The organism is Solwaraspora sp. WMMA2056 (assembly GCF_030345095.1).
GTDB lineage: Bacteria > Actinomycetota > Actinomycetes > Mycobacteriales > Micromonosporaceae > Micromonospora_E.
Window position 1 is genome coordinate 172604 of record NZ_CP128360.1, and the last position, 14662, is coordinate 187265.

Sequence of the window (14662 nt, forward strand, 5' to 3'; positions counted from 1 at the left end):
CTCAGGCGGTGACCACCGTCAGGCCGGATTCAGGCAGTGACCACCGTCAGGCCGAGTTCACGGAACGCGGCGACGGTACGCGGGTCCGCGCCGGAGTCGGTGACCAGCGTCGACACCCGCTCGATCGGGCAGATCCGGGCGAATGCGTGCCCGCCGAGTTTGGTCGCGTCGGCGATGATCACGACACGTTTGGCCCGCGCCACCATCAGGGCGTTCATCGACGCCTCGCCCTCGTGGTGGGCGGCGGCGCCGAGCTGCGGGTCGATGGCGTCGACGCCGAGCAGGGCGACGTCCAGGGTGACCTCCCGCAGCAGTGCCCCGCCCAGCGGTCCGACCAGTTCGAACGACTGCGGGCGGACCACTCCGCCGGCGACGACGATCTTCATCCGGGAACGGACCAGCAGCTCGTTGGCGATGTTCAGCGCGTTGGTGACCACGGTCAGTTGGGCGCCGTCCGCGCTGGTGTTCAGATCGGGCCGTACGGCGAGGGCACGGGCGACCTCGGTGGTGGTGGTGCCGCCGTTGAGGCCGACCACCATGCCGGGGGCGACGAGGGCGGCCGCCGCCGCGCCGATGCGCTGCTTCTCGGCGGAGTTCTTGGCGGTCTTGTAGCGCAGCGGCAGGTCGTAGGAGACGCCGTTGGCGACCGCGCCACCGCGCGTACGGGTGATCATCTGCTGCTGGGCGAGCTGGTCGAAGTCGCGCCGGATGGTCGCCTGGGAGACGTCGAGGCGCTCGGCGGCGTCCTCGACGGTGATTCGCCCACTGTCGGTGAGCAGTTCCAGCAGGGCGTTCCACCGCGCGTACCGGTCCATCCCGTCCCTTTCCGCCGCGATCGCGCAGACGGTGAGTAGTTTGCTGCACACTAATGCGCGAAACGCCCGGAGGGCAAAACTCCCGGCTGCGCGATCTTGGAAGTTTGTTGCCAGCCGGTCACCGCCGTGCGCACAATGACGCGCGAAAAGCTGTCTGTTCGAGCGGGAACGCGCAGCGTTCCCTGGCCAACAGGGAGGACGGCGATGACGTACGTCGACGCCGAGATCGCCAGCCAACCCGACTGCTGGCGACAGGCCGCCGCACTGGCCGCCACGTCCACCACTGCGCTGCCGGCGGCCGGCGAGCGGGTCGCGGTGGTCGGCTGCGGCACCTCCTGGTTCATCGCGATGGCCTACGCCGGGCTGCGGGAACGCGCCGGACACGGCGAGACCGACGCCTTCCAGGCCTCCGAGTTCCCGACCGGCCGACACTACGACCGCATCCTGGCGATCAGCCGCTCCGGCACCACCACCGAGATCACCGACCTGCTCGCCGCCGTCGCCGACCCGACCCGCAGCACGGTCCTCGTCGGCGACCCGGCCTCCCCCGCCGCCCACCTCGCCGGCCACGTCGTCGCGCTGCCCTTCGCCGACGAACGGTCGGTGGTGCAGACCCGCTTCGCCACCAGCGTGCTGGCCCTGCTCCGCGCCCACCTCGGTGCCGACGTCGCGGCGATCGCCGCCGACGCAGAGGTCACCGTCCGCGCCCCGCTGCCGATCAACCCGGCCCTGGTCGACCAGGTCACATTCCTCGGCCGGGGCTGGACCGTCGGGCTGGCCCACGAGGCGGCGCTGAAGTGCCGGGAGGCCGCCGGCTTCTGGTCGGAGGCGTACCCGGCGATGGACTACCGGCACGGCCCGATCGCGGTCGCCGGCCCGCACCGGATGGTCTGGGCGTTCGGCGAGATCCCCGACCACCTGGCCGACGACGTGGCCGCGACCGGCGCGGCCTTCGTGCACAGCCGCACCAACGGGGTGTACGCCATCCTCGACCGGTGGGCTGCCGGCCGGCAACCACTGGACCCGATGGCCGACCTGATCCTCGCCCAGCGGTTCGCCGTCGCCCTCGCCGACAGCCGTGGCCTGGACCCGGACAACCCCCGACACCTGACCCGCTCGGTCGTCCTGGCGTGAACGCACCGCCCGCCGACGGCCCAGCCGGCACCGCGCCGGTCGGCCCCGGGATCGTCGTCGCGCCCACCGGGGCCGAGGTGGTCGTCGCGCTCGACGTGGGCGGCACCGGCATCAAGGCCGCCCTGGTCAGCGCCGCCGACCGGACCGTACGGCACACCGAGCGGCGGCCCACCGGTGCGACCCGGGGACCCGCCGCCGTGATCGACACCATCGGCGAGTTCGCCGACGCGCTGGCCGACACCGCCCGCGCCGACGGACTCGTCCCGATCGGCGTCGGCGTCGTCGTACCCGGCGTCGTCGACGAGACCACCGGAGTGGCGGTCTGGTCGGCCAACGTCGGCTTCCGCGACGTACCGCTGCGGGACCTGGTGGCCGCGCGCACCGGCCTGCCGACGGCGCTCGGCCACGACGTACGCGCCGGTGGGATCGCCGAGGCCCGCATCGGCGCCGGTCAGGGCTGCCGGCACGTGCTGTTCGTCGCGGTCGGTACGGGGATCGCCGCCGCCGCGATCGTCGACGGCACCGGCTACCCGGGGGCGCACGGCGCCGCCGGTGAACTCGGCCACGTGGTGGTCCGCCCGGCCGGGCCGGTCTGCGGCTGCGGCCAGACCGGCTGCCTGGAAGCCGTCGCCTCCGCCGCCGCCGTGGCCCGCCGGTACGCCGAGCGGACCGGCACCCCCGGCGGCGACACGGCCGGTGCCGCCGCCGTGGCCCGCCGGGCGACCAGCGGCGACCCGGTCGCCGCGCAGGTGTGGGCCGAGGCGGTCGACGCGCTCGCCGACGGCCTGCTGATCGGCCAGGCGATGTACGACCCGGCGGTGGTGGTGCTCGGCGGCGGACTGGCCGAAGCCGGCGACCAGCTCCTCACCCCGCTGGCTGCGGCGATGCGCCAGCGGGCCACCTTCCACCGGGTGCCGCGTCTGGTCCGGGCGGCGCTCGGCGACGAGGCCGGCTGCCTCGGTGCCGCCCTGCTGGCGCTGGACTCCGTACGGCGGGTGCCGGACACCGTACGGCCGGCACTGGGCGCAGGGCCGGCACGGTGAGGCTGCGGGGCCGGGTGGTCACCCCCGATCAGGTGATCGAGCAGGGCTTCCTGACCATCGACGGGCCGACGATCAGCGACATCGGCAGCACCTCCGAGACTGCATCCGACAGCGCAGCCGATGCCGGCTGGCTCGTGCCGGGCTTCGTCGACATCCACAACCACGGCGGCGGCGGGCACACCTTCACCACCGGCGACCCCGACTCGGCCCGGCAGGCCGCCGCCTTCCACCTGGCCCACGGCACCACCACCCTGCTGGCCAGCCTGGTCAGCTCGCCGGTCGAACTGATGCACCGGGCGGTCCGCGCGTACGCCCCGCTGGTCGTCGACGGCACCCTCGCCGGGCTGCACTTCGAAGGCCCGTACCTGTCGGTCGCACGGTGCGGCGCGCAGAACCCGGCGTACCTGCGGGACCCGGAGCCGGCGGAGCTGGCCGGGCTGCTCGATCTGGCCGCCGGCACCCTCCGGATGGTCACCGTGGCACCGGAGCGGGCCGGCGCGCTCGCCGCGATCACCCGCCTGGTCGACGCCGGAGTGGTCGCCGCGATCGGCCACACCGACGCCAGCTACGACCAGACCCGGGCGGCGATCGACGCCGGTGCCACCGCCGGTACGCACGTGTTCAACGGGATGCGCCCGCCGCACCACCGCGAGCCCGGTCCGGTGTTCGCCCTGCTCGGCGACGACCGGGTCACCTGTGAACTGATCGCGGACGGGGTGCACCTGCACGACGGCACGCTCACCTTCGCGGCGTCGGTCGCCGGGCCCGACCGGGTCGCGCTGGTCACCGACGCGATGGCCGCCGCCGGGATGCCCGACGGCGGGTACGAGCTGGGCGGGCAGTCGGTGACGGTGACCGACGCGGTCGCCCGGCTGACCCGGGACTCCTCGATCGCCGGCAGCACGTTGACCATGGACGCGGCGCTGCGCCGGGCGGTCGCCGGCGGGATCGGCATCGTTGACGCCGTACGGATGACGGCGACCACCCCGGCGCGGCTGCTCGGGTTGGCCGGTAGCGTCGGGGCGCTCGCGCCAGGGTTGCGCGCCGACCTGGTCGAGCTCGACGACGACCTTCGGGTACGCCGGGTGATGCGGGCCGGCGTCTGGCAGTGAGCCACGGTCACCGGTTGGTCAGGATGCTGGTGGACGGCAGCCGATAGCCGAGTTGCTGGCCGTAGGTCATCAGGGGGCGCAGGGTCGGCAGCAGGGTGGTGGTCTCCGATCGCCAGTGGTGCCCCCGGTTGCCGTCGAGGCGGCGACGCTGGGCGGATGTCGTCTGCCGCAGCCGCAGGGCGCGCAGTCGCCGGGATGCCGTGGACCGGCCGGAGCGCCAGTCGAGCCAGCGCAGCCACCAGTCCCGCAGTACGTCGATGATCACTTCGTCTCCTTGGTCAATAGTCAGGTCGCGGTACGTTTGGGCAGTCGGTGGAGTCCGCGTCGTTGGACGAAGATCTCGCGCCGTTCCGTGGCGTTGCCGTGGCGGTCCATCACGTAGCCGGTGAGCCAGATCCAGCCGTCGTACGTCCACTTCCGGTCCACTGCGATCACCCGGAATCGGATGCTGCGGTCGTCCGCGAACTGGACGCTCGCCTCCCGCCCGATCAGCAGCACATCTCCTGGGCTCGGTTCCGGTGTCCGGAGCAGCCGGTTGTTCACCGGGTCATCCGTCGCCACATGGCCTTTCCACGCCGTCGGCGCCTCGTTCCATCGGCCAGGTGGCGCATCCGCAGTTGGGGCACCATCTGGATTTCACTCGGAACGACCACAGCCCCGCGCAGAAGCCGAGCAGCGCCGCCCCAACGACCGCGCCGATCTCCACCATCAGACCTCCGAATTGGTCGGGTTCACAACGGACCTCCTGTTCAGAGCGCCCCCTGGGGGCGACAGCTCGAAACGCCAACCACTCAAATACATGTGTACACGAGTCTACGTAGCCGGTCAACAATGTCTCGAACGTCGTCCAATTTGCGGCCTTAAGCCGGAAGGGAGTAAAAGAGCACGAATGCGGCACCATCCATCACGGTGTCGCAGACCTCGACAGGCCTACCGGACGCCACCGCCGTCCGCACGAGGTGCAGAACTGGTGACCCGGCAGGCAACGCGAGGATCCTTGCCTCTTCCTCAGTGGGCATCCGTGCGGTTGTCTCCTCGTCGTACCGCTCGAAGACGAAGCCCTGGTCCTCCATGCGGGCGTAGATGCCGCCAGGACCAGGGTTCGGCTCCGCGATCGGTGTACCGGAACCGATATCCATCGGGATGTAGGACGTGGCGTACTCGATGGGTTGGCCCTCGGCCAGGTACCGGCGGCGCCGGACCACTACCTCACTGCCGCGTGGGAGCCCTAGCCGATCCAGCACCTCAACCGGGGCTTGACCGGTCCCCACGTGCAGCACTTCGACAGTGAACCTGCGCTCGTTCGCCTCCATATCGACGGTGAAGGCCGCTTTGCCTTCCTTCCGCCGGGCAAACCGGTCCGACGAAAGCCGCTTGACCGGTGGCCGACGTCGGACGAACCAGCCCTTGCCGTGCTCGGCAACCACCAGACCGTCCGTAACGAGGACCGACAACGCCCTGCGCGCGGTCACCCTGCTGACCCCGTAGTCGTTGACCAGGGAGCTCTCCGAGGGAAGCTGTGCGCCCGGCGCGAGATCATGCCGCTCGATCGCCTCGCGGAGGTGGTCCGCGATCTGCCGGTAGACCGCTCGGTCACTGGCAGGGTCGATCTTGCGGATGCTCATCGTCAGACTCCAGGAGGTATACATGTGTTGACAACATGTTAACCTGCGTCCATGACCGATGCCACCGGCAGCCCGAGACACTCCGTCAGCGTCGCTGCCGTGATCGTCGATTCAGCCGGGCGAGTGCTGGTGACGCAACGTCGCGACAACGCCCACTGGGAACCGCCCGGTGGGGTGCTTGAACTTGAGGAATCCGTGCTGGACGGCGTACGCCGCGAGGTCTGGGAGGAGACAGGCCTTGTTGTCGAGCCGACTCGGCTCACCGGCGTCTACAAGAACATGCCCCGTGGCATCGTCGCGCTGATGTTCCGCGCCGAGGTCACCGGGGGAACTCTCTCGACGTCCGACGAGACGAGCCAGATCGAGTGGTGGACACCCGACACGGTGACGGAGCGGATGGACCCTGCCTACGCAGTCCGGATCCTCGATGCGCTCCGCGAGGACGGCCCGGCCGTCCGCGCCCACGATGGTGTCGCGTTGCTTACCGGTGTTGCCGCCCTGCCCCGCTGACCCCCCTGAACAGCCTGCTGCACCCAGCGCTGCGAGAGATCTCCCTGCATGTCGTTGGCCCCCGAGCAGGGCGGTCGTCGAGGCAGCGGACGGGGCCGTGGCGAAGTCGGCCCGCGCTCCGCGCGGTGTGGCCGAGCGCACGCCGCACCGGGCGCGCGGGAGCCATCCCGCCCGCCGTCAACCCGGGTGAGCCGAGCAGACCGCTGACGGACCCGCCCGCGTCCATACGCACGTCAAGCCGTCTTGACGTGGCGGGCGGCGGCCCGATCCACAGTGTGCGGGTCGACGGCAGACGGGATGGGGGTGGATGCCTCCCTATCGCTTCTCGCGGTGCAGAGAGGGAGGCCCTGAGACGGTGATCTTGGCTCGTCCTCAGCAGTTGACTACCCGGAAACCGGCGTGGAAGTGCCAAGTGGCCTGCTGCCGCGATCCAAAAGAAAACCCGGCCCCTCTAGGGGAACCGGGTGATGTATGCAGTGAACTCTAGCGCAGCCCGAGCAGTTCCCCGCGCCGGAATCCCATCGTGGCGGCGACCACGTACAGCGCGTACAGCAGGTGACCCTCGGCAGCCTTGAGCAGACCTCGTACCTGTTCAACCGACAGCCCCTTGCCGACCTTCAACGGGGCGATGGAATCCGGACCAGCTCGGCGACGTTGCGGGAGACGAGTTCTTCCCGCTTCGTATGCTGGAGCGCGTTGCGCAGAACAGCGTGCACGAACTGCACCTGAAGCGGGCTTTGGCTGCTTGCCGCAGCAACCGGGGTTGACATCAAAGTGACCCACATCGTCGGCTTCTACACCAACCCCAACCACGTCGTCGACCGTCCATGCGGCTGCGCATCGATCACGGCTATGAGGGGCGTTCGAAGCCGTACATCGGTTAGGACACCGCGAGCCGATCCGTGATCCGCTCGACGGCTTCCAGCAGTGTCGGTCTGGCCCGTACCCAGAACCTGGTGACCGGGTGATCCGGGCCATAGCGCTGCTCGATCTCCGCCAGCCGGTCCGCAACGGCGACATCGTGTCCGTCCGGGCCCGTCGTCATGTCCGCGTACCAGAGGGCATCAGCGGTCAGCGACTGTTCCTGCGGGAACTCAGCGGCCAACTCGTCCCGAAGGCCACGTTCCTCCGCCTCGAACAGCGCGCACGAATGGTGAGCCACCAGAGCCGCCACTCGATCGGACACCCCGACACGGCGCAGCCACCGCCCGCCATCGAGAGCATGCAGGCCGGTATCGGCCACCCCGGGGGCGTACCCGACATCGTGCAGCCACGCGGCAGCGACGAGAACCTCAGCGTCCGCCGGGTCCAGGACATGACTGACCTCGCCGGCCTTCCCGGCAACGGCCTGCACATGACGCCAACGCCGAGGCAGAGCCGCCGCCAACCGTTCCTCGGCAAGCTCAGCCGCTCGCGCCACCAGCCCCGACATGAAGCGTCAGCGGTCAGGACAGGCCGGCGGGGCGGTCCAGGCCGCCGCGCACCCATGGCAGCCGTACGGTGTCCCACGGCACCCGCTGCAGCAGGCGCAGCAGCAGCCAGCCGAGCAGCAGCCCGGCGACCGAGTCGGTCAGCCAGTGGTAGCCCAGGTAGACCGTGGTGCAGAAGATGACGACGGCGGGCAGCAGCCGCAGCGCCCAGTAGCCGGGGAACGGCCGTCCGGCCGGCACCGGCCGCCCGTACGAGCGGCGCAGCGCGGTGATCAGCAGGGCGATCACGGCGTACCAGATGACGGCGTTGGCGACGTGCCCCGACGGGTACGCCATCGCCGGCGTCGCCTCGGTGAACAGCCGCTCCGGGAACGGGTCCTCGAAGTTGCGCGGGTAGGCCCGGGGCAGCAGTACCTTCATCGCGCCGACACTGAGGTAGGTCGACGCCACGGCGGCGAGCACCGGCAGCGCCGGCCGGACCGACCGGACCCGCCGGCCCAGCCAGAGCGCGAGCAGGCTGGAGACCGGGATCAGCACCGAGCCGCCCTGGCCGAAGTAGTTGAGGACTCGGGCCGCCCAGTACGCCACCGGTGGCCGGTTCGCCTCGACCCAGTCGCGTACCGCCACGTCGGTGTCGAGGAACACACCGGCGATCAGCGCCCCGGTCAGCCCGGCCAGGGCCGCCAGCAGCAGTACGTCGAACCACCAGCCGGCCGGCGTCGGTGTCGGCCGCCGTCGCGCGTCGGCCAGCTGCGCGGACGGGCGGGAGGCGGTGGCGTCGGGCACGCCGGCCAGGTTACCGAACGCCGGGCGTGACATTGTCGTGTCGCGGTGGCGACAGGATGGCGGCGGGACCCTACAAATGCCATCAATAACGGACGAATCACGAGTGTTAGCCGAGCCACGGCAGGCGGCATCGCGGCGGCGTACCCGTCATGCTTGATCCCGTGCGGATCACCTCGGCCCTTGTGGACCCGGCGCTGCTCGACCTGCCCTGGTCGACACCGCTGGAGCAGTGGCCTGCCGACCACCTGGTGGCACTGCCGCAGGGCATCTCGCGGCACGTCGTCCGGTTCGTCAAACTCGCCGGCACCGTCTACGCGGTCAAGGAGACCGGTGAACGGGTCGCCGAACGCGAGTACGACCTGCTGCGCGCCCTGGAACGGATCGACTTCCCGTCCGTCGAGGCGGTGGCGATCGTCGCCGACCGCACCGACGCCGACGGCGAGCCCCTCGACCCGGTACTGATCACCCGGCACCTGCAGTTCTCCCTGCCGTACCGGGCGCTGTTCTCCAACCAGCTGCGCCCGGAGACGCTGGCCCGGCTGCTCGACGCGCTCGCCGCGCTGATCGTCCGGATGCACCTGACCGGCTTCTTCTGGGGCGACTGCTCACTGTCGAACACCCTGTTCCGCCGGGACGCGGGCGCGTTCGCCGCGTACCTGGTCGACGCCGAGACCGGGGCGCTGCGGCCCAGCCTGTCCAACGGGCAACGCGGCGAGGATCTGGAGATCGCCCGGGTCAACATCTTCGGCGAGGCGCTCGACCTGCAGGCCGCCGGCCTGCTGCACGAGTCGATCGACCCGGAGACGGTCGCCGAGGAGGTCGTCGCCCGCTACGAACGCCTCTGGCACGAGATCACCTACGAGCAGCACGTCGAACGCGAGTCGCGGCACGACATCGAACGCCGGATCCGCCGGCTCAACGAGCTCGGCTTCGACGTCGCCGAAGTGGCCATGTCGGTCGTCGACCGCGGCTCCTACCTCGTCCGCCCCAAGGTCGTCGACGCCGGCTACCACAGCCGCCGGCTGCTGCGCCTGACCGGGCTCGACGCCGAGGAGAACCAGGCCCGCCGGCTGCTCAACGACCTCGACGCGTACCGGGCGGAGAGCGACCTGACCGACGAGCAGCAGGCGTCGCACCGCTGGCTGACCGAGGTGTTCGAGCCGGTGGTCCGCGCGGTCCCCGCCCACCTGCGCCGCAAGGTCGAGCCGTCGGAGCTGTTCGCGCAGGTCATCGAACACCGCTGGCGGCTGTCCGAGCAGGCCGGCCGGGACGTGGGGCTGGCCCCGGCGGTCCAGTCGTTCCTCGCCGACGTGCTGGTGCACTACCCGGACGAGCAGGCGGTGCTCGGCGCAGAGGTGCCGGTCGGCTGAGACCGGGCGCGGTCAGGCGACGACGGGTCGGTGCGGCGCGGTCAGGGCTGTTCGTCGGCCTCGTCCGTCGGGTCCGCCGCCTGCTTGAGCAGCCAGCTCAACCCGGAGCGGCGGGCCACCACGGTGATCCGGTCCCGGGCGTGCAGCCGGTAGCCGGCCGCCGGCAACCAGATCGGGCCCGGCTCGCCGAACTGGGCGAACGCGATGACCCGTACCCCCGGGTTGGTGCCGACCGCGGCCAGGGTCTGCCCGTCGAGCACCGACCCCGGCGCGACGATCACCTCGGCGACCAGCAGCACGTGCCGGCTCACCGGGATCGTCGCGATCACCTCCCGGTCCATCAGCGCCGCCGCGAACGCCGGCGCCGCCAGGTACGACACGCTGCGGGAGACCCCGATGTTGAAGGCCCGCTGGATCCGTCCGGCGAAGTCGCCGTCGAACAGCCGCAGGACGACGGTGACGTCCGGGTTCAGCTCCCGCGCGTAGAGCGCCGCCTGCAGGTTCGTCACGTCGTCGGTGGAGACCACCACCAGCGCCCGGCAGGTCTGCACCGAGGCACTGCGTAGCGTCTCGACCTGGGAACCGTCACCGATGACCACCGCCACGTCGATGTCCCGGGCGACCGCCGCTCCCCGCGCCTGCGGATCGGTGTCGACGCCGACCACCTCGACGCCGAGGTCGTGCAGTTGCCACATCACCCGGGTGCCGACGTTTCCCAACCCGACCACCACGACGTGGCCGATCCGCTCCGGGCGGGCCCGCCCGTCGGTCAGCGCCAGCCGGGCGTTCACCACCCCGTCGACCACGGCGGCGGTGAGCAGCGGAATCAACGCCAGCCCGGCCAGGCTGAGCACCACCTGCATCACCTGGACCGCCGCCGACTTGCCCAGATCCGGATCGGCGCCGCTGAGGGTCATCACCACGGTCAGGTAGACCGCCTGGGCGACGCTGACCCCCTCCGCCCGCGACAGCAGCACACCGAAGACCACCACCACGGCCAGTACGCCGAGAGTCGCCATGCCGATCTTCCGGGTGGCGAACGAACGCAGCGCTCGTACCGGGTTGCGCCAGATCCGCGCCCGCTGCCGGGCGCGGGCGATCCGCCCGGGCCGCCGGCACCGGCCCCACCTGCGCCCCGGCCGCCTCGGCCAGCACCAGGTCGGCGCTGTCGGCGTCGGCCGGCAGCACCCGTGGGTGGCCAGGGTCGCGCAGGTCGGCCAGCCCGCACACGACATGCTCCGGGCGGACCTCGTCACGGCGGGCCACGTGCAGGGTCCGGCCGCCGTGGCGGAAGTGGGTCGGCGACACCACACCGAGCGCCGCCGCGACGAACGCCGGTGCCGCCATCGACGCGTCGGAGAGCACCTCACAGTCGGCGAACAGGCGTTTCACCCGGCTACCGAGCCGGGTGTTGAACATCCGCATCACCACCCGCAGGTTCGGCTCGACCTCCTGGGCGCAGAGCGCGGCGTCGATGTTGCCGACGTCGTCCTGGTCGAGCAGGGCCAGCCCCCGGGCACCGGCCAGCCCGGCGCTGCGGAACGTCCGCTCGGTGAGCCGGTCGGCCCGCAACAGCCGGATCCCCTTGATCGACCGCATGTCCGGGCCGTCCGGCCGAGGCCGGGTCGGCACGATCACCGTGACCAGTGCCGACGCCGCGACCAGCTCACCGACCACGCGGTACGCCAGCGGGTCCTGCCCACAGACGATGTAGTGCGGACGGTTGTCGGCGGTGCCACGCCACCGGCCGCCCACGCGGCGGGCCCGGTCACGCCAGGGGTCGGCAACCATGCCCGGGATGGTAGTAACCCGCGGCACGCGCGGGGTGACCGTAAAGCCGCTCGCCGCGCCACAGTGACCGGCACACTGGACGCACCGGCGTCGTCAGGAGGAGCGGTGGGACTGTCCCGAGCGGTCGGCCGGATGTTCGGCGTACGGGCCGAGGTGTCGCCGGCCGACGCGACCGGCACCGATCAGGTCGCCGCCGGCACCGACGCCCTGGTGGTCGGTGGCGGCATCGCCGGCATGTCGGCGGCGATCGTGCTCGCCGAACGCGGCGTACGGGTGACCGTGCTGGAACGCGCCGCGCAGCTCGGCGGACGGCTCGCCGCCTGGCCGGAGACGCTCCACGACGGCACCGTCCAACCCGTCGACCACGGCTTCCACGCCTTCTTCCGGCAGTACTACAACTGGCGGTCGATTCTGCGCCGCGCCGATCCGGCGCTGGGCATGCTGCACCCGGTCGACGGGTATCCGGTGTGGTCGGCGCAGTGGCCGCCGGAGGAGTTCGGCCGGTTGCCGACCACCCCGCCGGTCAACCTGCTGGCGCTGCTGCTGCGCAGCCCGAGCCTGCGGCTGCGGCAGCTGCGCGAGATGGACCGGGCGGCGGCGCTGCCGCTGCTGGCCTTCCATCCGGAGCGGACCTACCAGGACCTCGACGGGCGCAGCGCGGCCGACCTGCTGGACTCGCTGCGGCTGCCGGACCGGGCGCGGGCGATGCTGTTCGAGGTCTTCTCGCATTCGTTCTTCAACCACGAACGCGACATGTCCGCCGCCGAACTGGTCGCCAGCTTTCACTTCTACTTCCTGGGCAACCCGGAAGGGCTCGGCTTCGACGCCCCGGACCGTGACTACGACACCGCGATCTGGCAGCCGCTGCAGGAGCATCTGCGCCGGCACGGTGGTCGGGTGGTCACCGGTGACGAGGTACGCGGCGTCACCCCGCGTCGGGCCAACGGTTGGCAGGTGCGGTGCGCCTCCGGTGCCGCGCACACCGCCCGGTACGTGGTTCTGGCCGTCGACCCGCCGGCGTTGCGGGCGCTGCTGGCCGAGTCGCCCCGGTTGGCGCAGGACGCGCCGACGCTGGCCGATCAGGTCGGCGGGCTGGGCGTCGGGCCGCCGTACGCGGTCGCCCGGTTCTGGCTCGACGGTGACGTCGCCGCCGACCGACCGGTCTTCTGTGGAGTATCGCGGCAGCCGACGCTGGACTCGGTCACCCTCTATCACCGGCTGGAGCACCAGGCCCGGCAGTGGGCGCAGCGGCACCGGGGGGCGGTGCTGGAGCTGCACGCGTACGCCTGCCCGGAGCAGGTGCCCGCCGAGGTGCTGGCCGAACGGATGCGGACCGAGTTGGTGACCCTCTGGCCGGAGGTGGCGGCGCTGCCGGTGCGGCAGGTCCGGGCCCGGGTCGAGGCCCAGGCGCCGGCGTTCGCGCCGGGGGCGGCCCACCGGCGGCCCGGGGTGGTCACCGACGCCGACGGGCTCTTCCTCGCCGGCGACGGGATCGGCACCGACGTGCCGAGTGCGTTGATGGAACGGGCGGCGGTGACCGGAATCCTCGCCGCGAACCACATCCTGCGCCGGGAGGGTGCGGCCACCGAGCCACTGCGGGCGATCCGCCGGTACGGGCTGCTGGCCCGTACCCGGTCGACGGCCCACCGATGACGATGGTGGGCCGCCGGCCGGGGTGGTGATCAGCTGGTCTGCTCGACCGCGTCCCGGATGGTGACCAGCTCGGCGGCGGCCTCCTCGCCGGTGCTGAAGTAGAACACGTACATCACCAGGGCACCGCGGCTGGTCCAGACGCAGACCCCGCCGGGGATGCCTTCGAGGTCGGCGTCACCGCACCGCGCCGAGCCGCCCTTGGGGCCGGCGTCCACGTCGGTCACGTTGGTCATGCCGAAGCCCATGGCGTCGCCGTTGGTCGCGTCCGCCAACTCCTGGTCGGGATCGGCGATGATGCCGGACGCCCCGGCGATCATGATCAGGTCTTCCTGCTCGATGTCGCCGTAGAACGCGCCGATCGTGCTGGACGACTCGGGCACGTCGGTCTTCAGCCCGGTGGCCACCTCCTCGGCCAGGGACTGGAACTCCGGATCGGTGCTCAGCGCCCGGCCGGCCAGGGTCTCCGGGGTGACGAGCCGGGTCTGGCTGGCCTGGACGACCTCGTCGACGGTGTCACGGACCAGGAAGTAGATCGCCGTCGCACCGCCGAGGCAGAGCACCAGCACGACGGCGAGAACGATCAGGATGATCTTCCCGGCCTTGGACTTCTTCGGCGGCGCGGCCATCGGCGCGACGGGCTGACCGCCGTACGCCGGATCCATCGGAACGCCAGCCGGCGGCATCGGCTGCCCGGTCGGGCCAGCGGGTTGCTGCGGCTGCGAGGGGTCGGACATGTTCCACCTGCTCCTAGATAAGAGATTCCCCGTGCCCGCGGACCGCCGACGGTGAGAACCACCTGAGCGCCGGCTGTGCGGGACGGCTGATCCTAGCGACGCCGAGCGACAAACGATCGCCCCGCGACCGCCGCCGGGCCGCGATCGCGGCCAACTCGTGATCAGGAGTGGGAAGGCCTGCACACCGACGGGCTGTCGCCGGCCGGCCCGGCCGGTCGGACGGACCGGTACTGCGGCAGACCGGTATACCTGTGAGGAATAATCATTCCCCAGAGGAATACCGGCCGAACCGGTACACCGAGAGAGCGTCGTAACGGAGGGTGACATCACCCTCGTGGTGCTGGAGCCCCCGGCCGGGCTCGAACCGGCGACATCTCGCTTACAAGGCGAGTGCTCTGGCCAACTGAGCTACAGGGGCAGGTGTTCCGGGGTCAGCATAGCCACTGACGTGGCGTTACCGCCGCATCGGCCGGTCTGTCCGATCGATCTTTCCCGTTGTACGGGGCGGTGCGGGCGTCCGGATGGGCCGGCCGGGGTGGCATACACCACCATGGTTTCCGTTAAGTCCGGAATCAGCGGTAACGGTAGCCCGTCCCGGCCTTGGCAGCCGGGCAAAACCCGTTTACCGTGGCGTGACACGTGCGACACGACGCCAGGCG

General features: G+C 71.4%; 14 protein-coding genes, 1 tRNA gene and 1 pseudogene. 6 read left to right on the forward strand and 10 right to left on the reverse strand.

The genetic code is table 11. The features are described from left to right. Window positions 1-29 precede the first annotated feature (29 nt). On the reverse strand, window positions 30-815 hold the full coding sequence (locus tag O7608_RS00835) for a DeoR/GlpR family DNA-binding transcription regulator (protein WP_289210729.1): 786 nt from the start codon (window positions 813-815) through the stop codon (window positions 30-32). Window positions 816-1019: 204 nt separating this feature from the next. Here O7608_RS00835 and O7608_RS00840 point away from each other — a divergent pair, with 204 nt between their 5' ends. From O7608_RS00840 to nagA, 3 genes are read left to right on the forward strand one after another with little or no spacing between them, the layout of a single operon-like run. Beyond that, window positions 1020-1949 (forward strand): SIS domain-containing protein, encoded by a 930-nt coding sequence (locus tag O7608_RS00840; protein ID WP_289208173.1) that lies wholly within the window; start codon window positions 1020-1022, stop codon window positions 1947-1949. A gap of 50 nt (window positions 1950-1999) precedes the next feature. Then, complete coding sequence (locus O7608_RS00845) at window positions 2000-2992, forward strand: ROK family protein (protein ID WP_289210730.1); 993 nt, start codon at window positions 2000-2002, stop codon at window positions 2990-2992. Further along, window positions 2989-4104 carry an N-acetylglucosamine-6-phosphate deacetylase gene (gene nagA / locus O7608_RS00850; protein WP_289208174.1) on the forward strand — a complete coding sequence of 372 codons (1116 nt, stop codon included), beginning with the start codon at window positions 2989-2991 and terminating at the stop codon, window positions 4102-4104. Before O7608_RS00845 ends, nagA begins: the two co-directional genes overlap by 4 nt. 7 nt (window positions 4105-4111) lie before the next feature. Here the strand turns inward: nagA and O7608_RS00855 are convergent, their stop codons facing one another. The 3 genes from O7608_RS00855 to O7608_RS00865 form a co-directional block, all read right to left on the reverse strand. Next, complete coding sequence (locus tag O7608_RS00855; protein ID WP_289208175.1) at window positions 4112-4369, reverse strand: hypothetical protein; 258 nt, start codon at window positions 4367-4369, stop codon at window positions 4112-4114. Between the two features lie 20 nt (window positions 4370-4389). After that, complete coding sequence (locus O7608_RS00860) at window positions 4390-4647, reverse strand: hypothetical protein (protein ID WP_289208176.1); 258 nt, start codon at window positions 4645-4647, stop codon at window positions 4390-4392. Window positions 4648-4964: 317 nt separating this feature from the next. Next, window positions 4965-5729, reverse strand: coding sequence for a GntR family transcriptional regulator (locus tag O7608_RS00865; RefSeq protein WP_289208177.1), 765 nt, complete (start codon window positions 5727-5729; stop codon window positions 4965-4967). 51 nt (window positions 5730-5780) lie between these two features. Here O7608_RS00865 and O7608_RS00870 point away from each other — a divergent pair, with 51 nt between their 5' ends. Beyond that, window positions 5781-6239 (forward strand): NUDIX hydrolase, encoded by a 459-nt coding sequence (locus O7608_RS00870; RefSeq protein ID WP_289208178.1) that lies wholly within the window; start codon window positions 5781-5783, stop codon window positions 6237-6239. A 483-nt stretch (window positions 6240-6722) separates the two neighbouring features. Here O7608_RS00870 and O7608_RS00875 read toward each other — a convergent pair whose 3' ends face one another. The 3 genes from O7608_RS00875 to O7608_RS00885 all read right to left on the reverse strand — a co-directional run bounded on the left by O7608_RS00875 (window position 6723) and on the right by O7608_RS00885 (window position 8455). Then, complete coding sequence (locus O7608_RS00875; RefSeq protein ID WP_289208179.1) at window positions 6723-6860, reverse strand: site-specific integrase; 138 nt, start codon at window positions 6858-6860, stop codon at window positions 6723-6725. 259 nt (window positions 6861-7119) lie between these two features. Beyond that, window positions 7120-7671, reverse strand: coding sequence for an HD domain-containing protein (locus O7608_RS00880; RefSeq protein ID WP_289208180.1), 552 nt, complete (start codon window positions 7669-7671; stop codon window positions 7120-7122). 13 nt (window positions 7672-7684) lie between these two features. After that, window positions 7685-8455, reverse strand: coding sequence for a phosphatase PAP2 family protein (locus O7608_RS00885; RefSeq protein WP_289208181.1), 771 nt, complete (start codon window positions 8453-8455; stop codon window positions 7685-7687). A gap of 149 nt (window positions 8456-8604) precedes the next feature. Between O7608_RS00885 and O7608_RS00890 the strand changes: the two genes are divergently transcribed. Continuing rightward, a complete protein-coding gene (locus tag O7608_RS00890) occupies window positions 8605-9825 on the forward strand; it encodes a DUF4032 domain-containing protein (RefSeq protein WP_289208182.1) in 1221 nt (406 codons plus the stop codon). Here O7608_RS00890 and O7608_RS00895 read toward each other — a convergent pair. Further along, window positions 9713-11616: pseudogene (locus tag O7608_RS00895) on the reverse strand (potassium channel family protein); the annotation flags it as partial. The gene O7608_RS00890 and the pseudogene O7608_RS00895 overlap by 113 nt on opposite strands. Before the next feature lie 105 nt (window positions 11617-11721). On the opposite strand from O7608_RS00895, the gene O7608_RS00900 reads away from it, so the two are divergent. Next, window positions 11722-13269: a hydroxysqualene dehydroxylase gene (locus O7608_RS00900; RefSeq protein ID WP_289208183.1), complete on the forward strand. Its 1548-nt coding sequence runs from the start codon at window positions 11722-11724 to the stop codon at window positions 13267-13269. A gap of 29 nt (window positions 13270-13298) precedes the next feature. Here the strand turns inward: O7608_RS00900 and O7608_RS00905 are convergent, their stop codons facing one another. After that, a complete protein-coding gene (locus tag O7608_RS00905; RefSeq protein ID WP_289208184.1) occupies window positions 13299-14003 on the reverse strand; it encodes a hypothetical protein in 705 nt (234 codons plus the stop codon). 341 nt (window positions 14004-14344) lie between these two features. Next, a tRNA-Thr gene (locus O7608_RS00910) sits at window positions 14345-14421 on the reverse strand. Window positions 14422-14662 lie beyond the last annotated feature (241 nt).